The sequence below is a fragment of the Glutamicibacter sp. TV12E genome (genome assembly GCF_052441935.1).
In the GTDB taxonomy this organism is placed as follows: domain Bacteria; phylum Actinomycetota; class Actinomycetes; order Actinomycetales; family Micrococcaceae; genus Glutamicibacter.
Genome location: NZ_JBQVVF010000001.1, coordinates 1,949,496 through 1,970,942, shown reverse-complemented (window position 1 = coordinate 1,970,942; position 21,447 = coordinate 1,949,496). Strand labels below are relative to the sequence as shown.

The following is a 21,447-nucleotide window of genomic DNA, read 5'->3' as shown; positions in this document are numbered from 1 at the left end:
TTATCATGCGAATCGCCCTCTTTGCCACGTGCATAGTCGATGCCATGTATCCGGAAACGGCCAAGTCGACAGTGAGAATCCTGGAACGCTTGGGCCACGAGGTCATTTTCCCCAAGGCGCAAGCCTGCTGCGGGCAAATGCACATGAATTCCGGCTATATGCCAGAAGCGCTGCCCGTCGTCGAAAACCACATCAATGCCTTCGACACCGACGACTACGACGTCGCGGTCGCCCCTTCCGGCTCCTGCGTCGCGTCCATCAAGCACCAGCACCCATACCTGGCGCAGCGCCTGGACAAACCGGAATTGAAGGACCGCGCCAAGGCTGTTGGCGCCCGCACCTATGAGCTGACCCAGCTGCTGGTGGATGTCCTGGGCATCACCAACGCCGCCGAGCAGCTGGGCAGCTACTTCCCCGAAACCATCACCTACCACCCCTCCTGCCACGGCATGCGCTCATTAGGACTCGGCGACCGGCAGCTGGATCTGCTCAAGACCGTCGGCGGCATCACCGTCAACGAGCTGCCCGAAGCAGACCAGTGTTGCGGTTTCGGCGGCACCTTCTCCATCAAGAACGCGGATGTTTCCTCGGCCATGCTCGATGACAAGGTGAAGAACATCTGCTCCACCGGCGCCTCGGCCTGCTCCGGCGGCGATGCCTCCTGCCTGATGCACATCGGCGGGGGCCTGTCCCGCACCGGCGCCAAGCCCAAGACCTTGCACCTGGCCGACATCTTGGCCAGCACCATGGAAGAGACGGTGTCACTATGACCCAGGTATTCCTCGGCATGCCCGCCGGAGGACAGGGCAACCTGTTCGAAACCGAGCCCTTCCCCCAGGCGGCGCGCCGCGAACTGGGCAACACCCAGATGCGCAAGAACCTGCGCCATGCCACCCACACCATCCGCGACAAGCGCTTGAAGGTCGTGGGCGAGCTTCCCGACTGGGAGGCACTGCGCGATGCCGGCAGCGCCATTAAGAACAATTCCATGGCCACCCTCGAAGAACGCCTGCTGGAGTTCGAAAAGAACTTCACCGCGCGTGGCGGCGTGGTCCACTGGGCCCGAGACGCCGATGAAGCCAACAGGATCGTCACCGATCTGGTCAACGCCACCGGCTCCCAGGAGGTGGTCAAGGTCAAGTCCATGGCCACCCAGGAAATCGGGCTCAACGAGCATCTGGAAACCGAAGGCATCGACGCCTTCGAAACCGACCTCGCCGAACTGATCGTCCAGCTCGGGCACGATAAGCCTAGCCACATCCTGGTTCCCGCCATCCATAAGAACCGCACCGAAGTGCGCGACATTTTCCTCAGCCAAATGCCGGTGGTAGATCCGAACCTGACCGATGAGCCGGCCAAGCTGGCCGAAGCGGCCCGTTCCCACCTGCGAAAGAAGTTCCTGGCCGCCAAGGTGGCGATCTCCGGCGCCAACTTCGCGCTGGCCGATACCGGCACCCTGGGCGTCGTGGAATCCGAAGGCAACGGCCGCATGTGCCTGACCCTGCCCGAAACCCTGATCACCGTCATGGGCATCGAAAAGGTCCTGCCGCATTGGCAGGACGTCGAGGTCTTCATGCAGTTGCTGCCTCGCTCCTCCACCGGAGAGCGCATGAACCCGTACACCTCGTTGTGGACCGGAATCACCGAGGACGATGGACCGCAGAACGTTCACATCGTGCTGCTGGATAACGGACGCACCCGCGCGCTGGCCGACCGTTTCGGCCGCAGCGCGCTGAACTGCATCCGGTGCTCGGCGTGCATGAACGTCTGCCCGGTTTACGAGCGCACCGGCGGACACGCCTACGGCTCGACCTACCCGGGCCCGATCGGCGCCATCCTCTCCCCGCTGCTGACCGGCATCGAGGTCGAGGAAAACGGCTCCCTTCCCTACGCTTCCTCGCTGTGCGGGGCCTGCTACGAAGCCTGCCCGGTGAAGATCAACATCCCGGAAATCCTCGTGCACCTGCGCGGCGACGATGTGGATGCCAAGCGCGAGAAGCACAAGCTGCCAACCCAGATGGACCTGCTGATGAAGGGCGGCTCCTGGGCCTTGGGCAAGGGCAAGAACCTTGGCCTGCTCGAAAAGGCGCTGCCGCTGGGCCGGCTGGCTGCGGGCAAGGACAAGAAGATCAAGAAGCTGCCGGGCATCGCTGCCGGGTGGACCCAGAGCCGCGACATTCCAGCCCCGCCCAACAAGTCCTTCCGCGACTGGTGGAGCGACGAAAAGGAGTCCAAGTGAGCGCGAAAGACGAAATCCTCTCGCGGATCCGTTCGGCCCTGGCCGACACGCCGGCCACCGAAGAGGTGCCCCGCGAATACCGCACCAGCTCGAAGATGGACGAGGCGCAGCTCATCGAACTGCTGGTGGACCGCTTGGTGGACTACAAGGCCGGTGTCGAGGTGATCGAGGCCGAGCAGATTCCGCAATTCGTTGCCGCCAAGCTCAAGGATGCCTCCAGCGTGGTCTACCCGCAGGGGCTGGATGCCAACTGGCTCTCAGCACTGGGCCAGAGCGTGGAACAGCGCGTTGATGCTCCCGGCGCCCGGCTGAGCGTAGCCGAACTGGATGCCATCAGTGCCGTGGTGACCTCTTCGGCGGTTTCCGTCGCCGAATCGGGAACGATCATCCTCGATGGCCAGCCCGATCAGGGGCGCCGCGCCATTTCTCTGGTTCCGGACCACCACGTATGCATCGTGCCGATCTCCACGATCGTGCAACTGCTGCCCGAAGCCATGCCGCGGTTGTCCATCACCCGGCCGCTGACCTGGATCTCCGGTCCTTCGGCAACCAGCGATATCGAGCTGGAACGTGTTGAAGGGGTCCACGGGCCGCGGACCTTGGACGTGCTCATGGTGCGCGGCCTGTAGCAACTCGCGCTAGGCATTGTGGCCGGTTCCCCCACCTGGAAAGGGTCGGGGAACCGGCCACAAGTTTTCATCTGTCTGGCGCTACTTGGTGGTCACGACCATTTCGTTGGGCTCGGTACCCAGGGCCACGGAAGCGGTCTTCTTTCCGGAATCCAGGTCGAGGGCGTACACCGACTTCTTGGCTGGCTCGCTGGCGCAGGCGGTGTTGCCGTCGATCCGCAAGGGCGGGTGGGCTTCCTGCCACTGGTCTGGTCCTTCCCACACGTAAATAGCATCGAGATCCCGGGTGATCTTGCAAGTGAGCGAGGTGGCATCTCCATTCGTGGTTATCAAGAACCCATTTTCCAGGGCCGCAGAGGCCCCGTGGCAGGCCGGTGATTCAACGGTATCAAGCTCCGGCAATTTCCCATCGGCCTCTGCCAGCGTGCGGAACCACCTGTCCAGCAGCGACGGCGGCAAAGGCAGTTTCGGTTAATTCCGGGGTGTGCAGCATCGGAGGACCAGCGGAACCACGGAGGTGTAGCGAAACCATCGGATCGTCGCCCGCGTTTGCCTCAGGGCCCAGCCCGCTCTACCTCCCACAAGTCCTGCTTTATGCGCCGGGTACTGCCGTCATCGATAACTGCACGTTCGGGATGAGTCTGCTTACATGAGTGGGTAGGCTGAAGCATTTTCCGAAGGGCATCCATGGCTGAGCAGCACCCACAAGTACCGGCGCATTCCGTTCCCGATTCCGCCCTGCGCTTCATCGGATTCCTTTCGTTTTTTGACCGCTACGGCACTCCACCGATGCTGCTGGCGCTCTCGCTGGGCACGTCTTTGGATTTCTCCCAAGCCGTTCAGCTTGTCGCTGCCTACTCGTTGTTCTACGCCATCGGGCAACCGCTGTGGGGACTAGCCAGCGATCGCTTCGGACGACTTCTCGTCCTGCGTTTAGCGCTCATTGGCGCCGGCGCCGGCGCCCTGGCAAGCGTCATGTTCAGCGATTATGCACCGCTGCTCATTGCACGATGCTTCACCGGACTGATGTTCGGCGCGCTCTATCCGACGCTCCTGACCTTGCTCGGCGACACTCGCCACGGTGTTGAACGGGCACGCGGGCTATCGGATCTTCAGATCTATTCGTCCTTGGGCACCACCTTGGCCACGCTCTCGGCAGGAGCGCTCGCTACCTATCTGGATTGGCGCCTGGTCTTCGCGCTTCCAGCGCTAGGGAGTCTCGCAGCGTTGTATTCCTTGCGTCGTTTGCGAGAGCCAGAGCACTCGCGCAGCAGTTTTGGCCTTGCAGCGGCATTGCGTCCAATGAATTTGGCCTTGTACGCCATCGTCTTCATTGAAGGCGCGCTGCTGATGGGTCTGCTGACTTACGTTGTACCCGCCTTGCAGCGCTCGGGTGCATCCATTGAAGTAGCGGGCGTCTTGGGGTGCGGTTTTGCAGCGGGAGTAATTTTGGGCGCCCGGCTAATGCGACGGCTGGTGGCGCGATTCTCGCGGACCTGTCTGATCGGTGGCGGCGGATTGCTGCTCTGTGGAGCTTTCCTGCCGTCGGCGCTCTGGCCTTCAGCTGGTTCCTATACCGCCACTGCCCTGCTCCTGGGGGCCACGAATGCCATCATGCACTCTTCGATGCAGGGCTGGGCCACCGACATCGCACCGGATGCACGAGCGACCACGGTATCGTTCTTTGTATTTTCGCTTTTTGCCGGCGCCTCGGTGGCCACTTATATCAGTGCCGCCACCGCAGAACAGGGACACTACGCGCAGATTTTCGGTTACGGCCTAGTCTTCAGCCTCGTATTAACTGTTCTTGCGACCACTACCCATGCGCTATGGCGCAAGAAGACCCCAGACAACTAAACTGTCCGCGACTTGGCAGCACAAACGGCCTCTGAATGTGCAACGCCTTGCTGCACTTTGAGCGGAGCCTACTTGAACGCGCTGATGATCACGCCGGCACCCATCAGGAACAGCGCCGCACAAGCCGTCCACTCCAACCGCAGAGCGATCTCTGGTCGCTTGAACCAGTGCATTGCCTTGGACGCAGCAGTGCTCAAAATCAGCATGTAGCCGAAGCCTACCGAAGCGAAAATTGCACCTAACCCCATTCCCCAGAGGAAGGTATTGGAATCTTTCGGGATGAAACTTGGCATCATGGCGAGAAACAGCAAGCCCAGCTTTGGATTTAATGCAGCAGAAAGCATGCCAGCGGTAAAAGTCTTTCCCAATGAGTGAGCCTCTCGACGATGCCCCTCACGAGTTTCAGTGCGAGCGATCGCGCTATCAGCCTTGGCAACCGCTCGCGATTTCAGGAAGCCGCTGACCCCCAGGTACGCCAGATACAGTCCACCAAGAATGGCGATAACGGTTTCAACCATGGGAAACCGCTGAATTACCGAAGCCGCGCCAGCTCCCGCCAAGGTAGCCCAAGCGAAAATGGCCACCATCATTCCCAGCGCTGCAATAATTCCGTGCATCTGCCGCACCAGCGAATAGCGCAGCACGAGGAAAGTATCTGGTCCAGGTGAAAGTGTCACCATCACGCACACGCCAAGGTATGCGCAGAACGAAGCCCAAGTCATAATGCACCAGTTTAGAAATGAAATGGCTTCATCGGTTAAACGGTGACGATGGCATCAATCAGTTTCACGGTTGGCAGTCGCCGTTCTCCATGAGGGCTCCGGGGGCTCGAGCAGAACATTTTCTTCAGTTTGTACGAGAATTGACCCAATCATTGATTTAATAGACTCACCATCAAGTTTGAAAGCAGGCGGCAATGTCTACTCCGAATGGCGAACCGCAGAATCCATACACTGCGGGGCAGCCGAGCCAGGGCCAGAATCAGCGGTTCGGGCAGCAAGGGCAATACCAGCAGTCGCAGTATCAACAGCCCCAGTACCAGCAGTATCCGTACCAGCAGACGCCTTATCAGGCTGGCTATCCCGGATACCCAACGCAGGCGCAGGTCGAGGGAAGCCAGCTGGCTCAGACCTCCATGATCCTTGGCATTCTTTCGATCTTTATCTTGAATGTCATTTTGGGTCCCATAGCAATCGTCAAGGCCAACCGGGCCGAGCGTGAATTTAATACCGCGGCAACCGTGGGCAAGGTGACTGGCTGGATCGGCACCATTATCGGCTTGTTCTGGGTTCTTGGCTTCGTGGGCATGATGGCTCTGGCAATCTTCGCGCCAGAAATGTCCTACGACACCTACGACAACGGCTTCTAGTCTCACTAGAAAATCCGCTTAACGACAAAAGCCTCCGAACCATAACTGGTTCGAAGGCTTTGCCGGTATCGGCCCTCATACCGCCAACCCCATGGCGGTTCTCGGGAAGTTATTTAGGCTGCGGCAGGCAGTACGAAGGAAGCATCAAGCTCGATCTTGACCTTGTCGCTCACCAGAACGCCACCGGCTTCCAGTGCTGCGTTCCAGGTAATACCGAATTCCTTGCGGGAGATGGTGGTGGATGCGAAGAAGCCAGCGCGGGTTGCGCCAAAGGCGTCTACAGCCTGGCCGCCAACCTCAACTTCGAATTCAACTTCCTTGGATACGCCACGGATGGTCAGGTCGCCAACCAAGATGAACTCGTCGGCACCGCCCTTGATGCCGGTCGACTTGAAGGTCATGGTTGGGAACTGCTCCGCGTCGAAGAAGTCAGCGCTCTTCAAGTGGCCGTCGCGGTTTGCATCCTTGGTGTTGACCGAGCTGATCTGAACGGATGCTTCAACGCTGGAGGCTTCCAGGGTTTCTGCGATGTTCAGAGTTGCATCGAATTCGGTGAAGCTGCCGCGAACCTTGGAGATGCCTGCGTGGCGGACCGAGAAGCCAACCTCTGAGTGCGAAGCGTCGAGGTTCCAGGTACCTGCGGTCAATGCAGTTGCAGTCATGTCTAAATCCCTTCGTTGCGTCAACGAGTAGTTGACGTTTCAATTTGTTTTGCTGACACCAGTATTGCACCCATTAAGTTGAAGCGTCAACCAGATTTCCCAAGAAATCTTTAGTCACCTCCGATGAGTCGTCTAATTTCGCGCGATGACTTGAACTTTTACCTCAAAAAAACTTTTGAACTATTTGCAGAATCCGCGGGTTTGGTTCACCCATGCGCTTTGGAGGTCATCCGGCTCTTCCATTCTGCGCCTACAGCGGATCTGCGAGAACTAACTGCGAGTGAATCTTCAATGGCAAAAGCTGGACCCCAACTTCCTGAGAAGTCGAAGCCCAGCTTGCGAGGTCTTCCGCTTTCGAACGCTACATCAAGGCTTGGAAACCAAGCCTTGATCAACCATCCATTCAAAGGCAACATCGGCTGGCTCTCGGCCAACGACATCCACCTGGTAGTTCAGTTCCATCAGAACTTCATCGGTGAGCAGCGGAGCGATCTGAGCCATGATGCCTTCGACTTCCGGATGCTCTTTCAAGAATTCGCCATTAAAAGCTGGAGCGGCGTTGTAGCTCGGGAAGTACTTCTTGTCATCTTCCAATACCGTCAAGTTCAAAGCCTTGATTCGGCCATCGGTGGTGAACACTTCGCCGAAGTTGCAAGCACCGTCAGCTGTTGCCTGATAAATAGCGCCAACGTCATAGAGGCCAATATTGCTCTCTGGAACTTCAGCGCCGCGGTCAATGCCATAGTGCTCCAGCATTGGCGTCAGGCCATCCCGGCGAGAATTGAATTCAGGGTCGACACAGAAGGTCAGGTCCTTCGGATCCACATCCTTCAGTTCCGAAAGCTTGGTAACCCCCAGGCGTTTTGCCGTCTCTTCATTCATTGCCATGGCATAGGTGTTGTTCAGTGGTGCCGGATCGCCCCAGTCGATGCCATTGGGAATATCATCCTTTTTCACCGCTTCCCACTGTGCCTGTTCTCCATCGACCGGTTCTTCATGGCCAAGATATGTCAGCCATGCGGTGCCGGTATATTCCCAAAGCACACTAGCGTCCCCGGAAAGCAATAGCTGCCGGGCAGGCTGAGAACCTGGCACATTAGTCAAGTCGGTGACGTCGTAGCCGGCGGCTTCCAGAGCGATCACGGTGATCTTGCCCAAGAGCAGCTGCTCGGTGAAAGACTTGGAAGTCACCGTCACCTTCGACTTTTCCTGGCCATCAGCGACCGGCTGGATTTTCCCGGGCCCTACCGCGGGGACGGTACCCGTTGACGGGCTCAGTCCGCAACCGGCTAAGCCGATCACCGCAGCGATCGAGACCAGGGACAGTTTCATAGCGTTTTTCATGACAGTCCCTTCGGCCGTGCAACCTGTTCGACGACGCGTCCCAGCCAATCAATAGTCAAGGCCAGCAGCGCAACCAGAAGCGAACCGGTAATCAGTACGACGTTGAGGTTGAGGTTCACCCCGGTGGTGATCAAGATGCCCAATCCACCACCGTTGATGAAGGTCGCCAAAGTGGCAGTACCCACCAGGAGAACCAGCGCCGTGCGAATGCCGGAAAGCATCACGGGGACGGCCAAGGGCAACTCCACCTTGAACAGCACGGCCATCAAGCTCATGCCAATGCCTCGCCCGGCCTCCACGATGCGCTGGTCTACCTGTTGCAAGCCGACGATGGTATTGGACAGCACCGGCAGAATGGCATAGATCACCAACGAGACGATCGCGGTCTTGGCGCCGAATCCAAGCCAGAACGCCAACAGCACGACAACGCCGATAGCTGGAGCTGCCTGGCCGAAGTTGGCAATGGCCCGCACGACCGGCGCCGCGCGGCGCAAGCCCGGACGAGTCAGCACAATGCCCAGGGGAATAGCGATGATCAAGACGATCACCGTGGAAATCACCGTCAGCTTCAAGTGTTCCAGGGTATATCCCCAGATCGTGGCAGGATCCAGCGTCTGGCGTTCGGTCTCGGTCAGGTCAGCGGTCAGCAGCCAAACCATGAGCACCGCAAAAGCCGCCGCGATGGCCACGATTTGCCATATGAGGGTTCGTTTTTCTGCGCTCATGCAGGTTCACCATCCGGATTGGCGGCCCCGGTATCGATGTCCGCGATGTTGATAGCTCCGGAGTTCAGCCCGACCGGTGCAGAGTGGTCCCCGTCTTGGGCGCCGTTGGCTGCAGCGATGGCTTCCATCACCGTCTGGACGGTGATGATGCCCAGCAGCACGTCGCGCCGGCCAGTGACCAGCGCCGACTCGGAACTGGCCACCAGCATGGTGTCCAAGGCATCGTTGAGCGTTGCCTGCTCGCCAACGACCGGAAGGTTCTGGTCATAGGTGCCGTCAATGATCTCCGCACGCGAGAGCTGCCGGCGATCCAGCCGGCGCAAGGGACGCCCGCGTGAATCCAAGACCACGGCGTACTTGCGGCCGGCGCCTTGCACTTGCGAGAGCGCATCGGAAGCCCGCTTGCCCGGCGATGTCGTGATTGCGTCTTCCAGGTCCACCTCGTTGACCCGGGTCAGCGTCAGCTGCTTCAGGCCTGCGCCCGAGCCGATGAAGTTTTCCACGAATTCGCTGGCCGGGTTGGCCAGGATTCTTTCTGGAGAATCATATTGCTCCAGCTGGGCCCCTTCGTTGAAGATGGCAATCCAGTCCCCCAGTTTCACCGCTTCGTCAAAGTCGTGGGTGACGCAGACAATGGTCTTTTGGACTTCGGACTGGATGTTGAGCAGCTCATCTTGCAAGCGCTGCCGGGTGATCGGGTCAACCGCGCCGAAGGGCTCGTCCATGAGCAAAACCGGAGGGTCTGCCGCCAAAGCGCGGGCCACGCCAACGCGCTGCTGCTGGCCACCAGAAAGCTCCTTCGGGAACCGGTCCCGGTACAGCTCTGGATCCAGCGAGACCAGCTCCAGCAGCTCATCGACTCGTGCCGCGATCTTTTCCTTGGACCACCCCAGCATCTTGGGAACCATCGCGATATTGGTTGCCACGGTCATATGCGGGAAGAGCCCGCCAGCCTGGATGACGTAGCCAATGCGCCGGCGCAGCTCGTCGCCATTCATGCCGGTGACGTCTTCCCCATTGATCACAATTTTTCCGCTGGTAGGCTCGATCAGCCGGTTGATCATTTTCAGGGTCGTCGTCTTGCCGCAGCCCGAGGGGCCAACGAACATCACGATGGATCCGGCAGGAATCTCCAAGGTGAGGCCGCCGACTGCGGATTTCTTCTGCCCGGGGTATGTCTTGGTCACTTCTTCGAGCATGATCGACGCGCCCGTGACGTTTTGCGCAGTCATGGTTTCGGAATTCTTATTTTCAGACACGGATACCTCGCGGGGTAGTCAGTCGGCCGATGCCGAGCAAAATCAAGTCAAGAATGAGCGCAAGAATCACGACGCCGGCCACGCCGGTCACGACAGATTCCAGGGAGTTGGCTCCACCAAGGCGGGAGAGGCCCTGGAAGATGAAGCCACCGAGGCCCGGCCCCAGCGCATAGGAGACCACGGCGGCTACGCCCATGACCATTTGGGCCGAAACTCGCACCCCGGTCAGGATGACCGGCCAGGCGATGGGCAGTTCCACGGAGATGAGGGTTTTCAGCCGGCTCATTCCGATGCCCTTGGCGGATTCGACGATGGACGGTTCGATATTATTCAGGCCCACGATGGCATTGCGCAGAATTGGCAGAGCCGCGAAGAAAGTCACCACGATCACCGCTGGTGCAACACCGAAGCCAAAGGGAACAATCAGCAAGCCAATCAACGCGAAGGACGGGATGGTCAGCCCGATGGCGCTGACGGAGTTGGCGATGCCGGAAAGGGATTTATTGCGGTACACCAGGACGGCAATAAGAACAGCGATGATAGTTGCCAGGATCAGGCACTGAGCGACCAGCGAAAAGTGCTGCCACGAGGCGAAGAAGATATGGCGATATCGCTCGCCAAAATAGTCACCCACATTAAAACCTACTTCACTTTAGTTACGTATCCAGATCGATCTCGGGGCAGAAAAACTGCCTCGTTCATGCATAGAGCTTACCGGGGGTAACTCAGGTCACCAAGATGATCCGGTCTGGGCAGAGCGCCTCGCACCTTGCATTACTGGGCAAAACAATCCTTGTGGGGAGCTGAAACATGGTGTGAATTCGACTCGAAATGTAGTGAGATAGAAACATGAAACTTGCTACGCTCCGCCTCGCCAGCGAACCAGGCCATACGACGGCAGCTCTCATCGACGATGGCAGGGCCTACTATCTGGACAATCTCGACACCGTGCAGCGTTTCCTTCGGCTCGATCCCGAAACCCAGCAGGAAGTCATCGCCCGCGCGCTAGTCGGCGAGTCCATCGCAGAGGGCGAATCCGACTACGCCCCATTGATTCCCCAGCCGTCGAAGATCTATTGCATCGGCCTGAACTACAAGTCGCATGCGGCAGAAGTCGGCGAGGAATTGCCCAAGTACCCCACCGTATTTGCCAAGTTTGCTTCATCGCTCTGCGGCGCCAACGACGCGGTGGAGATCCCGGTAGAAGATCATCGTGTTGACTACGAGGCTGAATTGGCCATCATCATCGGCGCGCCGGGCCGCCGAATCAGCGAGGAATCCGCACCGGATCATATTGCCGGCTACGCCGTTTCCAGCGACGTTTCCATGCGCGGATACCAGGGGCGCACGCAGGAGTGGCTGCAGGGAAAGATCTGGGATCATTCCACTCCCCTTGGTCCGTGGCTGGTGACTCCAGATGAACTGGATCCAGCAGCAAAAATCACCAGTGCCGTCAACGGCACGGTAGTCCAGGAGGCCCGGATCGACGATTTGATCTTCTCCGCGAGTGAACTGGTCTCCTACCTCTCGACCTTCAACGAGCTGCAGCCTGGTGATGTCATCCTGACCGGCACCCCTGCAGGTGTAGCCCTGGGCCGACGCGACGAAAATGGGCGCCACCCGTGGCTCAAGCACGGTGACGTGCTGGAGACCCGGATTGAGGGTCTTGGAATGGCCCGGACAACGTTCCACGCACCACAAAACTAGCCATTCCGTTGCAATGGGTCTGCCGGTTGATCTGGCGGGCCCATTGTCTTGCCAACGCCCCTCTGCTTGTTATTGAGAATGATTCTCATATAAGCTGGATGGTGTGAAAGTCATAGTTCTCTCTTCTCTCGACACTTCCTGCCGTGATGCAGGACTTAAACACCTCCTGGGCCACCACCCGCAGGCCGTGGTGCTTTCCTACGACTTCGTCGAAGGCAACCGCCTGGTGCGCACCGTCTCAGGAAACGCCTCCGCAGAATACGGCGAGGCAGTTCTTGAGCATCCGTGCATCGGCTGCGCGGTCAAATATGAGATTTTCCCTGCCATCCAGCGGCTGGCACCACGACATGCCGACTCCACAATGCTTCTGGGACTGCCAGCAACTTGGCACAGCGGATCCGTGCTTGAAACCCTTGCCGAAAAGCTGGAGCTGGCAGGCATCAGCGTGGGCAGCAATGTCCTATCTTTGGATCCGGTCGAACTTGAAGATCAGATGTGGGATCGGCACACGCTCTGGGAATCGGGATTCAGCTCCATGCAGCAAGACCAGCGGACCCCCGGGGAGTATTTCTTCACCGAGCTCATGCAAGCTGACACCCTGATTCCAGTGGAGGGTATGCAGACTCAGCTTCTTGAAGCACCAGACAGTCCCCGCCGCGATGGCGGAAAAGACTTCATCGCCGGGTTGGAACTTGCCCAGCATCTGGCCCCGCATGCCGCCTTGTGCCGCCATGGCAGCGAACTCGGCTCCTTCAGCTACGCGGCCGTCCAATGGCGAACCCGGGCAGGCCACGTTCCGATGGTCCGCAGCCTCGCCCCTTCTGGCAGGGCTCCCCTTCACTTGCACGCTGAACGCCCATTGCACCCGCAGCGATTCCGCGAAGCACTTTCCGAACTTGCCGCGTCCTGCACTTGCCTTCGGGGCCGGCTTTGGGTCGCCAGCGCGCTCAGTGAGCGAGTGGCTATTGGCGGCGCCGGGCCACGCATCTGGATGGAAAATACAGGTTCATGGTCGACAGAAATTGCGGCCTCTGAACTGATGCTCTACGGCTCGGAACATGAAGCCGGACAGATCTCCAAAGTCTTCGAGAACTGCCAAGTCACCGAGGACGAGCTCCAAGAACTGCTGGCAGCTGCTCCTGCTTCAGCCAACAACCCTGATCTGCAAGGAGGTGAATGAAATGAAGGTTCGCAACTCCCTGCGCTCGCTGAAAAACGAGCCAGGTTCCCAAGTTGTCCGCCGCCGCGGACGTGTGTTTGTCATCAACAAGAAAAATCCTCGGCTCAAGGCCCGCCAAGGATAGCCGCTCGCCCTGCCAGCAAGGCCGTGCAACTTGCTGGCAGGAAGACCGCCCAACGCGTGAATCACGCCACCCACCTGCGCATTCAGTGACATGGGTCGCACTCTGCCCTAGGATGTGAGCTATGAAAGCTTGGGCTTTCGTGTCATCACCCACTCGCGCAAAGGATTGTTGAGCTTATGGAAGCGCTGGGAACACTCTTCGGAGATATTTCCTCATTTATTTGGGGGCCTTTTTGCCTCATCCCGCTATTGCTGGGCACCGGCCTATACCTGACCATCAGGCTCGGCGGACTGCAATTCGTCAAACTTGCAGCTTCCCTTCGCCTCGGGCTGCTCAAGCGCAAGGACGACGGCGCTGAAGGCGACGTCTCCCAGTTCCAAGCACTAACCACTGCACTGGCCGCCACCGTGGGAACAGGCAACATTGTTGGTGTTGCCACCGCTATTGGCATCGGCGGCCCCGGCGCCCTGTTCTGGATGTGGGTAACCGGCCTGCTGGGCATGGCTTCGAAGTACTCTGAAGCATTCCTCGGAGTCCGTTATCGCGGCACCGACGCGGCCGGCGAAAAATCCGGCGGTCCGCAGTACTACCTGCAACGCGGCATCCGCGGCCCGCTGGGCAAATTCCTTGCCCTGTTCTTTGCCATCGCCGCCACCCTGGCCAGCTTCGGCATCGGAAACATGACCCAGGGCAATTCCATCGCGGCCAATCTGGACAACTCCTTCGGCGTCACGCCTTGGGTTACCGGCCTCGTCTTGACCGTCCTGTCCATGGCCGTGCTCGTTGGCGGCATCAAGTCCATCGGCAAGGTCACCGCAGGCTTTGTGCCCGTCATGATCGTTTTCTACGTAGCAGCCTCGATCTACATCCTGGTCTCCAACGTCGCTGGCATTCCGGCAGCCTTCGCCGAGATCTTCTCCGATGCCTTCACCGGCACCTCGGCAGTTGGCGGCTTCACCGGCTCGGCCATTATCATCGCCGTTCAGTACGGTGTAGCTCGCGGTATTTTCTCCAACGAGTCCGGCATGGGTTCGGCAGCTATCGCAGCGGCCGCAGCGCAGACCACACACCCGGTTCGCCAGGGGCTGGTATCGATGACCCAGACCTTCATCGACACCATCATCGTTGTCACCTGCACCGGCCTGGTCATCATCACCACCGGCACCTGGAACAAGATTGATGAAGCCACCGGCGAGCAGGTTTCGGCCGCGCTGATGACCGGCGAAGCCTTCACCCACGGCCTGCCCGGCCAATGGGGCCACTGGGTTGTCACCATCGGGCTGGTGATGTTCGCCTTCTCGACCATCCTGGGCTGGTGCTACTACGGTGAACGCAATATCGAGCGCCTGATCGGCCGCAAGGCAGTCATGCCATTCCGCGTGCTGTTCTCGCTGATCGTTTACGTAGGTTGCACCACCGAGCTGACCGCCGTATGGAACTTCTCCGACATGATGAACGGCTTGATGGCCCTTCCGAACCTGATCGGCCTGCTGATCATGTCCGGCCTAATCGCCCGCGAAACCCGCTGGTATCTGAAGAACGATCCCCAGCTGGAAGCCGGCAAGGCCCAGATCGAGGACTTCATGAGAGACCGCGATGGCTGGAGCGAATGGAAGTCCGGCGACGTGGTGGGCTCCTCCCACAGGCGCTAGGACTTCGGCGCACCCCTCATAAAAATCATCCCAGCGAGACCCTTGAATCAGGGCTTCGCTGGGATGATTTTTCTGTTCAACGCAGTGCAGTATCTACCACGCTGCGACTACGCGTTCCACAGGCCGTAGGAGTCTGCCAAATCCGCGATCTTCTGCGCACGGGCCAGACGCGGCAAGTACGAGCCGTCGCCCACCGAGGCGCCAGCTGCGTGGGCTTCGAGCAGTTCCATTGCCCAGGACAGCTCGTCCTCGCTGGGAGCCAGAGCGGCGTTGATGCCATCAACGTGATCTGGCGACAGCGAGAGCTTGCCGGTCATACCCATGGATGCGGTGACCCGGGTTTCCTCGGTGACCTTGGCAGCATCGGAACCAGCTGGCGGCGGGCCGTCAATGGCACCGGGCAGCTTTCCAACACGGGAGGCGATCACCAGCTTGCCCCGCGCATAGGCCAAGGCCATCGGGTCGTCGGAGACACCGGTGTCCTTGCGGAAGTCGTTGACACCGAAGGCCAGGCGGAAGGTGCCTGGAGCTGAAGCGATGGACGTCGCATTCTCGATACCCAATGCGGTTTCAATCAGGGCAAGGACCGGAGTACCTGCGCGCAGGCGCATGGCGCTGTAGGTCACCTGCTCTGGCTGCTCGGTCATGGCAAGCATGATTCCGCGAAGGCCCGGAGCTTCGGACAGGGCCGCGAGATCGTCAGCCCAGAAGTCGGTATCAATTCCATTAACACGCACCCATGCGGTCATGCCATTGGACAGCGCGCGGACGACATTGTCGCGGGCTTGAAGTTTCTTGTCATCCGGAACGGCGGCTTCCATATCGAAGATGACCGAGTCGGCTTCACAGGCAAGAGCCGGAGCGAAATCCTCCTCTTTGGCTGCGTTCACCAAAAGCCAGGAACGGGACAGTTTTGCCGGGAGAGCCGCTGCTCGACGATTTCGAAATGCCATAGTTCCCAGACTACTCACTTGTGCCATGGTGCTTCCACTAGCCATGTACACTATTTGCCACAAATCGGCCGGAATCCACTCCCAGTGTGAGACCAATTACAAGTTGTCAGCTCATTTCCGGTAATGTCACACGGTGGCGGTCATTTATGACCGATCTTCATCGAGTTTAACGCTTCAATGGAAGCCGCACGACAAAGGACCTGCGTGGAAACAAAAGAAACACTTACCCCCGCAGAGACTGGACCCGAGCTGAAAAGGGCATTGTCCAATCGACATATCCAGCTCTTAGCCATCGGCGGTGCCATTGGCACTGGCCTGTTCATGGGCTCGGGAAAAACCATCTCTGTTGCAGGACCATCGGTCATCCTGGTCTACATGGTCATCGGATTCATGCTCTACTTCGTGATGCGAGCTATGGGCGAATTGCTGCTTAGCCGTACCGATTACCGCAACTTCTCCGACTTTGCCGGGGATATCCTCGGCCCTTGGGCGTCCTTCTTTACCGGCTGGACCTACTGGTTCTGCTGGATCGTGACCGGCGTTGCCGACGTCATTGTGATCGCCTCGGTGTACGTCACCTACTGGCTCCCGCTCATCCCGCTGTGGATCCCGGCGCTGGCAGTCATTGTGCTGCTGATTTTGCTGAATCTCCCGTCGGTACGCGGATTCGGTGAGACCGAGTTCTGGTTCGCCCTGATCAAGATTGTCGCCATCGTGCTCTTGATTGTCATCGGTTTGATCATGATCTTCACCGGCTTCGAACATGATGGTGCTCAGGCTTCGTTCCTCAACCTGTTCAACGTCGAGGGCGGCTTCTTCGGTGGCGGAGTCATGGGCTTTGTCATGGGCTTCCAAATTGCCGTATTCGCCTTTGTCGGCATCGAGCTGGTTGGCACGGCCGCGGCCGAAACAAAGAATCCCGAGCACAACCTCCCTAAGGCCATCAACGCGATTCCGGTGCGCATCTTGCTGTTCTACGTCGGTTCGCTGGTCATCTTGATGTCGGTTGTTCCATGGGAACGTTTCAGCGCCGATGAGTCGCCGTTCGTGATGCTGTTCTCCCTAGCTGGCTTGGGAGCAGCTGCTCACTTGGTCAACGCGGTGGTGCTGACTTCTGCCCTGTCTTCGGCCAACTCGGGAATCTACTCGACCTCACGCATGGTCTTCGGGTTGTCCACCGAGGGCAATGCGCCGAAAATCTTCGGCAAACTCACCAGCCGCCAGGTTCCGCGCAACGCGCTATTCCTCTCCGGCGTGGTGTTGCTCAGCTCAATCGTTCTGCTGATCTTTGGTCTGGATAAATCAGCCGGCTTCTCGATTGTTACGACGATTTCGTCACTGTGCTTCATGTTCGTCTGGACGATCATCCTGATCAGCTACTTGGTCTACCGCAAACGTCGCCCGGAAGCGCACGACAAGTCGGTCTTCAAGATGCCTGGCGGTACCTTCATGCCGTACATCGTTATGGCGTTCTTCGTCTTCCTGCTGTGGGCCTTCACGCGCGACGCCGACACCTTGGCGGGCTTGATCGCAACGCCTATCTGGTTTGTCCTGGTGGGTATTGGATACCTGTTGCTACGCAATAATCCCCAGCACCACAAGCTGCGCCAAGCGCATGAGGCACGCGTAGCTGAAGAAAAGCGTGAGGCGGCTGCCTACCTGGCTTCCAAGCAAGGCTAAGTGCGGCCTGCGTTTCTTCATCGGACAACCGGGGTTATCCATCGTCATTCGGATAGCCCCGGTTTTCCGTTGTCGGAAATCCCCAACTTAAGTCTTCTCGACAGTCAACTGTAGGGAATATCCCGGCCAAGGAAAAGCACTTCTGGCAGGCCCATGCTTTCGCAAAAGCGGCTGTACGCCCAAGGGGCCTCATGGCCAATCCGGGAAGAGATCTCCGCGAAGTACAAAATCGTATTCTCATCCAGGCGGCACGTCTGTCCATGTACAAACACTTCATTTTCCTCAAGCACTGCGCCGGACAGCCCATTGAGCATTTGCAGGCTCTCTTGATAGTTCAATCCACTCACGAGAAATTCTGGATGTCCCACGAGGGTTAGCCCGATGGTAAAGGCATAGGGCTGGTTCAACTCATTGGGCTCAGCGAACAAAACCTGCCGCCGGTAGTCTCGAATGCATTGATCTGTTCTCGCGTCAGCTTCTGCAATGCTCATCCCGTCAGATATCGCATATTTTTGTTCTCCTATTTACTGACCGAAGATCGTCATGTGCAGCTAGGCCACGCTGCGGAAAGTTCGGTCTGGTTCATCGGCAGCCAGCACCCGAAGGTTCGTTGATGCTTGGCAAAATAACCATTCGGGACGCCTGCCTTGAAGTACCTCATCAACGATTCCCACGGCGTTCAGAGCCGAGTCCAGTTCACTGAAATGTAATTCCCTGAAAAACGCCATGCTATGGGACCCTTCATCGAAAGTTCGTTCATGGACGATGGCTTCATTTGCCAGAGGCTGAAGCAGCTCAAGAACCTCTTGCCGATCCTCGGCCGTGCTGGCAATTTCTGGATATCCGCTCCAGCTCAGGTCCAGTGTCGTACCGATGATTAGTTGCTGTCGCTGTAATTGGAGAGCGATGAGCGTGTAACCGTTGTCGTCGATTTCGGCCCGGAGATTTCGGGCGACTCGCTCTGCGGCAAGCCGGGTCCATTTGATCCACAAGTCGATGTCTTCGAAGCCGTCCACTGCGTTCCTCCTGAGGTGCTTTGCTTCAGGTAGTTTTCTGCCGAGGCAAGGCACCGCATCCATGAATTCAACAAAGTGTGGAAAACAGAAAATGCGCTGCCTGCAACCACATGTGGTTGCAGGCAGCGCATTCAGGGCAATACCGCCAAGCGGTGCGCTGGCGGCTACTGGGCGGACTGCGCCTCAGCGGCCACGGCAGCAGCTACGGCTGGCATCACTCGCTCATCGAGAGCAGAAGGCACGATGTAGTCTTCTCCAAGGTCTTCACCGACCAGATCAGCAATAGCGTGAGCAGCAGCGATCTTCATGCCTTCGGTGATCTTCGTGGCGCCCGAGTCCAAAGCACCGCGGAAGATGCCCGGGAAAGCCAGAACATTGTTGATCTGGTTGGGGAAGTCGCTGCGTCCGGTGGCAACCACCGCTGCGAACTTCTTCGCATCCTCCGGCATGATCTCAGGAGTTGGGTTGGACAGTGCAAAGATGATCGCGTCCTTGTTCATCTTTGCTACGGCGGCCTCATCAAACTTCGACGATGACAAGCCAACAACAACGTCCGCTCCGTCCAAGGCTTCAGCCAGACCGCCCATGACGTCGTCACGGTTGGTACGTCCGGCAAGTTCCGCCTTGATCGGGTTCAAATCATCACGCTCGCGGTGGATGGTTCCCCGCGAGTCGAGCACGATCACATCGGCGACACCGGCCTTGAGCAACAAGTTCGTGACGGCAACCCCGGCCGATCCTGCGCCGGAAACTACAACCTTGAGCGAGCTGATATCGCGCTTGGTCTGGCGGGCAGCACCAATCAGCGCCGCCAGCACCACGACCGCAGTGCCATGCTGATCATCGTGCATCACTGGGATATCCAGCGCTTCGATCAGCTTCTTCTCAATTTCAAAGCATCGCGGCGCTGAGATATCTTCAAGGTTCACCGCGCCAAAGCTCGGGCGCAGGCGGACGATCGTGTCGACGATTTCATCAACATCGGTCGTGTCCAGCACCAGCGGGATGGAATCCAGCCCGCCGAACTCTTTGAAGAGCGCGCATTTGCCTTCCATCACGGGCAGCGACGCTGCTGCCCCGATGTTTCCCAGGCCCAGGACTGCAGTTCCGTCCGAAACCACGGCCACCAGGCGCGATGCCCAGGTGTGGGTGGAGTGCTTGGCTGGATCATCGGCGATCGCTTGCGAAACCTTGGCCACCCCGGGGGTGTAGGCAATCGACAGATCGCGCTTGGTGTTCAGGGGCATCTGCGACTGGACGGTGAGCTTGCCGCCGATGTGGGCGTCAAATATTTCTGCGTCGGTGATGGTGGACAGGTCTTTGGTGGATTCAACAGACATTGAATAGCTCTTCTTTCAAGAAAGTTCATAAATGACGAAAACGCAGTACCCACGAAACTTGTGGCATAGCATGGGAGCACGCATGACCATTCATTCGACCGCAACGGAGCCCGACCCGCACTCAATCAAAGAGCGCATCCGGCTTCCATATACACAGTTCCCAGACGGGCTCCGCCGGGTTAGGCTGAAGACTCCCTCGAGGTGTGCCGAAAGTTGGCTGGTCAATACTTTCTTTAGACCCACGTTTTCCACCATACGGGAATCTTTTATCAAAAAACAACCCTTCTATCGGTTTTAGATCAATATGACCTTCCGCGGTAATGTCCCCCGGATCACCGGCAGTGCGTGCGATTGACCTCCTTCTCGGGCAAAATGAATCCCATGGCATCACCGACTTCAGCACTGGGCAGGGTCCGCACATTCGAGGCGCTCGACGAAAAGACCACCGCGCGATTGCGGCGCGCACTGGATGAATCAGACGACACCACAGTCTTCGTCAACGGCACCGCGCTGCAGTTGCCCAAGGAAGCGCACGATGCCCTGATCGAAGTGCTCTCGCGCTTTGCTGATGGGGAATCGGTCAGCATCGGCACCCCGGAATTGCTTCTGAACACCTCCCAGGCGGCCCAGATGGCTGGCATTTCCAACAGCTACCTGCGCAAGCTCGCCGATGCAGGAACCATTCCAGTGGAATATCGCGGAACGCACCGCCGAATTCGTCCCAGCGCCATCCAGGCTTGGCTGGATTCCCGAGCCGACATCAGCTAAGAGCCAACAGGATGAGTGGAACTACGGGCGCTCCACAAGAAATTGCTTGGTGGGATCGACTGCTCATCCGGTTCCCTGGCTATTCGCTGATCGCTTGGGCAGGGTGCTACGGGCTTCACCAGCAGGGGCTGACCATGAAATCAGCGGTGCTGCTTTTCTTCATGCTCGCCGTACCGCTGTTGGCTGCATGGCAAATTTTCCACGTTTGGCAAAGCCGCAAACGCCTGCGCGCTTGGCGCAAGGAACAAGTGCTGTCCCAGCGAGAGTTGGGTGTTCCCAATATTCCGCAGATCCGCGGAAAACTCGCTCAAATTGCCGCGGAGAAGACGCTTTACTCGGAGCCGAAGAGGCCCCGTTTTGGAGTGTGGCACCTGTCCCTCCTGGCGATGCTCATCGCTGCGTTGGCCATCGCTGCCGGAATTTTCCTTGCCAAGGCGGGAGCGCCGCGGATCGCGGCCTTCGCCATTATTACGCTGCTTTTGGGCGGACTGGCACCACTGCAAACCATGGGCGTGCGAAATCGCGCCTACCTCGCCATAGCCACGATGGCCAAGAAACTATCGGAGATTCAGGATTTGGTGACTGCCGAACGGTATATGCCCAGTTCCCAGCGCTCCACGCAATCCACCGACAGCACCTTGGATGCCGCCGTGCTGATCATCAATGAAGCGCTCGGCCACGCTCAAGATGGTTATCAACGGGCCGCCGTCGATTGCGTGGATCTCCTGGCGGTGCTGGCTAGGGACAGCTGGCTGGCGTCAAGCAAACCCCGGACCTTGGCCGAAAACCTGCAGCGGCGGATCAATGGTGCACTGGCCCAGCTAAGTGTTGAAGAGCGTAAATCGGGGAAACGGGGCATGAGGTTCTGAGGCTGGGAACATTGGTTCTTGCCAAGCACTGGATTTCCTGTTGGAATACCAAAGTATTCTATTTGAAAACATGC

The 21,447-nt window shown here is 58.5% G+C and carries 23 protein-coding genes; 12 read left to right on the top strand and 11 right to left on the bottom strand.

Annotated features, from left to right (window positions below):
- Positions 1-5: 5 nt before the first annotated feature.
- The 3 genes from ACT7DV_RS09215 to ACT7DV_RS09205 are packed head-to-tail and all read left to right on the top strand — an operon-like array spanning position 6 to position 2,868.
- On the top strand, positions 6-770 hold the full coding sequence (locus ACT7DV_RS09215; RefSeq protein WP_444662008.1) for a (Fe-S)-binding protein: 765 nt from the start codon (positions 6-8) through the stop codon (positions 768-770).
- Complete coding sequence (locus ACT7DV_RS09210) at positions 767-2,239, top strand: LutB/LldF family L-lactate oxidation iron-sulfur protein (RefSeq protein ID WP_444662007.1); 1,473 nt, start codon at positions 767-769, stop codon at positions 2,237-2,239. Before ACT7DV_RS09215 ends, ACT7DV_RS09210 begins: the two co-directional genes overlap by 4 nt.
- The gene (locus ACT7DV_RS09205) at positions 2,236-2,868 is read left to right on the top strand and encodes a LutC/YkgG family protein (protein WP_444662005.1); all 633 of its coding nucleotides are present in this window, start codon (positions 2,236-2,238) and stop codon (positions 2,866-2,868) included. The genes ACT7DV_RS09210 and ACT7DV_RS09205 overlap by 4 nt, the downstream gene beginning before the upstream one ends.
- 81 nt (positions 2,869-2,949) lie before the next feature.
- Here the strand turns inward: ACT7DV_RS09205 and ACT7DV_RS09200 are convergent, their stop codons facing one another.
- The gene (locus ACT7DV_RS09200) at positions 2,950-3,201 is read right to left on the bottom strand and encodes a hypothetical protein (protein ID WP_444662003.1); all 252 of its coding nucleotides are present in this window, start codon (positions 3,199-3,201) and stop codon (positions 2,950-2,952) included.
- 354 nt (positions 3,202-3,555) lie between these two features.
- On the opposite strand from ACT7DV_RS09200, the gene ACT7DV_RS09195 reads away from it, so the two are divergent.
- Positions 3,556-4,725: an MFS transporter gene (locus ACT7DV_RS09195; protein ID WP_444662001.1), complete on the top strand. Its 1,170-nt coding sequence runs from the start codon at positions 3,556-3,558 to the stop codon at positions 4,723-4,725.
- Between the two features lie 68 nt (positions 4,726-4,793).
- Here ACT7DV_RS09195 and ACT7DV_RS09190 read toward each other — a convergent pair whose 3' ends face one another.
- Positions 4,794-5,405, bottom strand: a complete 612-nt coding sequence (locus tag ACT7DV_RS09190; RefSeq protein WP_444664818.1) for a LysE family translocator — start codon at positions 5,403-5,405, stop codon at positions 4,794-4,796.
- 236 nt (positions 5,406-5,641) lie between these two features.
- Between ACT7DV_RS09190 and ACT7DV_RS09185 the strand changes: the two genes are divergently transcribed.
- Positions 5,642-6,094, top strand: coding sequence for a hypothetical protein (locus ACT7DV_RS09185; protein WP_444661999.1), 453 nt, complete (start codon positions 5,642-5,644; stop codon positions 6,092-6,094).
- Between the two features lie 113 nt (positions 6,095-6,207).
- On the opposite strand, the gene ACT7DV_RS09180 is transcribed toward ACT7DV_RS09185, so the two are convergent.
- The 5 genes from ACT7DV_RS09180 to ACT7DV_RS09160 all read right to left on the bottom strand — a co-directional run bounded on the left by ACT7DV_RS09180 (position 6,208) and on the right by ACT7DV_RS09160 (position 10,718).
- On the bottom strand, positions 6,208-6,756 hold the full coding sequence (locus tag ACT7DV_RS09180) for a YceI family protein (protein ID WP_444661997.1): 549 nt from the start codon (positions 6,754-6,756) through the stop codon (positions 6,208-6,210).
- Between the two features lie 366 nt (positions 6,757-7,122).
- Entirely contained in the window at positions 7,123-8,100 is a 978-nt protein-coding gene (locus ACT7DV_RS09175) for a glycine betaine ABC transporter substrate-binding protein (protein WP_444661995.1), read from the bottom strand.
- Positions 8,097-8,825 (bottom strand): ABC transporter permease, encoded by a 729-nt coding sequence (locus ACT7DV_RS09170; RefSeq protein WP_060702632.1) that lies wholly within the window; start codon positions 8,823-8,825, stop codon positions 8,097-8,099. The genes ACT7DV_RS09175 and ACT7DV_RS09170 overlap by 4 nt, the downstream gene beginning before the upstream one ends.
- Positions 8,822-10,057, bottom strand: a complete 1,236-nt coding sequence (locus tag ACT7DV_RS09165; RefSeq protein ID WP_444661993.1) for a betaine/proline/choline family ABC transporter ATP-binding protein — start codon at positions 10,055-10,057, stop codon at positions 8,822-8,824. The genes ACT7DV_RS09170 and ACT7DV_RS09165 overlap by 4 nt, the downstream gene beginning before the upstream one ends.
- 19 nt (positions 10,058-10,076) lie before the next feature.
- A complete protein-coding gene (locus ACT7DV_RS09160) occupies positions 10,077-10,718 on the bottom strand; it encodes an ABC transporter permease (protein WP_444661991.1) in 642 nt (213 codons plus the stop codon).
- A gap of 215 nt (positions 10,719-10,933) precedes the next feature.
- On the opposite strand from ACT7DV_RS09160, the gene ACT7DV_RS09155 reads away from it, so the two are divergent.
- From ACT7DV_RS09155 to ACT7DV_RS09140, 4 genes are all read left to right on the top strand, one after another.
- Positions 10,934-11,791, top strand: a complete 858-nt coding sequence (locus ACT7DV_RS09155; protein ID WP_444661989.1) for a fumarylacetoacetate hydrolase family protein — start codon at positions 10,934-10,936, stop codon at positions 11,789-11,791.
- A gap of 103 nt (positions 11,792-11,894) precedes the next feature.
- The gene (locus tag ACT7DV_RS09150) at positions 11,895-12,971 is read left to right on the top strand and encodes a GTP-binding protein (RefSeq protein WP_444661987.1); all 1,077 of its coding nucleotides are present in this window, start codon (positions 11,895-11,897) and stop codon (positions 12,969-12,971) included.
- A gap of 1 nt (position 12,972) precedes the next feature.
- Positions 12,973-13,095, top strand: coding sequence for a type B 50S ribosomal protein L36 (gene ykgO / locus ACT7DV_RS09145; RefSeq protein WP_060702636.1), 123 nt, complete (start codon positions 12,973-12,975; stop codon positions 13,093-13,095).
- A gap of 176 nt (positions 13,096-13,271) precedes the next feature.
- A complete protein-coding gene (locus ACT7DV_RS09140; RefSeq protein WP_444661985.1) occupies positions 13,272-14,747 on the top strand; it encodes an alanine/glycine:cation symporter family protein in 1,476 nt (491 codons plus the stop codon).
- Positions 14,748-14,854: 107 nt separating this feature from the next.
- Here ACT7DV_RS09140 and ACT7DV_RS09135 read toward each other — a convergent pair whose 3' ends face one another.
- Entirely contained in the window at positions 14,855-15,700 is an 846-nt protein-coding gene (locus ACT7DV_RS09135) for an HpcH/HpaI aldolase/citrate lyase family protein (protein ID WP_444661983.1), read from the bottom strand.
- Between the two features lie 177 nt (positions 15,701-15,877).
- On the opposite strand from ACT7DV_RS09135, the gene ACT7DV_RS09130 reads away from it, so the two are divergent.
- A complete protein-coding gene (locus ACT7DV_RS09130) occupies positions 15,878-17,380 on the top strand; it encodes an amino acid permease (RefSeq protein ID WP_444661981.1) in 1,503 nt (500 codons plus the stop codon).
- 104 nt (positions 17,381-17,484) lie between these two features.
- On the opposite strand, the gene ACT7DV_RS09125 is transcribed toward ACT7DV_RS09130, so the two are convergent.
- From ACT7DV_RS09125 to ACT7DV_RS09115, 3 genes are all read right to left on the bottom strand, one after another.
- On the bottom strand, positions 17,485-17,871 hold the full coding sequence (locus ACT7DV_RS09125) for a DUF4262 domain-containing protein (protein WP_444661979.1): 387 nt from the start codon (positions 17,869-17,871) through the stop codon (positions 17,485-17,487).
- A 60-nt stretch (positions 17,872-17,931) separates the two neighbouring features.
- Positions 17,932-18,396: a hypothetical protein gene (locus ACT7DV_RS09120; protein ID WP_444661977.1), complete on the bottom strand. Its 465-nt coding sequence runs from the start codon at positions 18,394-18,396 to the stop codon at positions 17,932-17,934.
- Between the two features lie 164 nt (positions 18,397-18,560).
- On the bottom strand, positions 18,561-19,736 hold the full coding sequence (locus tag ACT7DV_RS09115) for an NAD(P)-dependent malic enzyme (RefSeq protein WP_444661975.1): 1,176 nt from the start codon (positions 19,734-19,736) through the stop codon (positions 18,561-18,563).
- A 381-nt stretch (positions 19,737-20,117) separates the two neighbouring features.
- On the opposite strand from ACT7DV_RS09115, the gene ACT7DV_RS09110 reads away from it, so the two are divergent.
- Positions 20,118-20,504 carry a helix-turn-helix domain-containing protein gene (locus tag ACT7DV_RS09110; RefSeq protein ID WP_444661973.1) on the top strand — a complete coding sequence of 129 codons (387 nt, stop codon included), beginning with the start codon at positions 20,118-20,120 and terminating at the stop codon, positions 20,502-20,504.
- A gap of 11 nt (positions 20,505-20,515) precedes the next feature.
- On the top strand, positions 20,516-21,373 hold the full coding sequence (locus tag ACT7DV_RS09105) for a hypothetical protein (RefSeq protein ID WP_444661972.1): 858 nt from the start codon (positions 20,516-20,518) through the stop codon (positions 21,371-21,373).
- Positions 21,374-21,447: the final 74 nt, after the last annotated feature.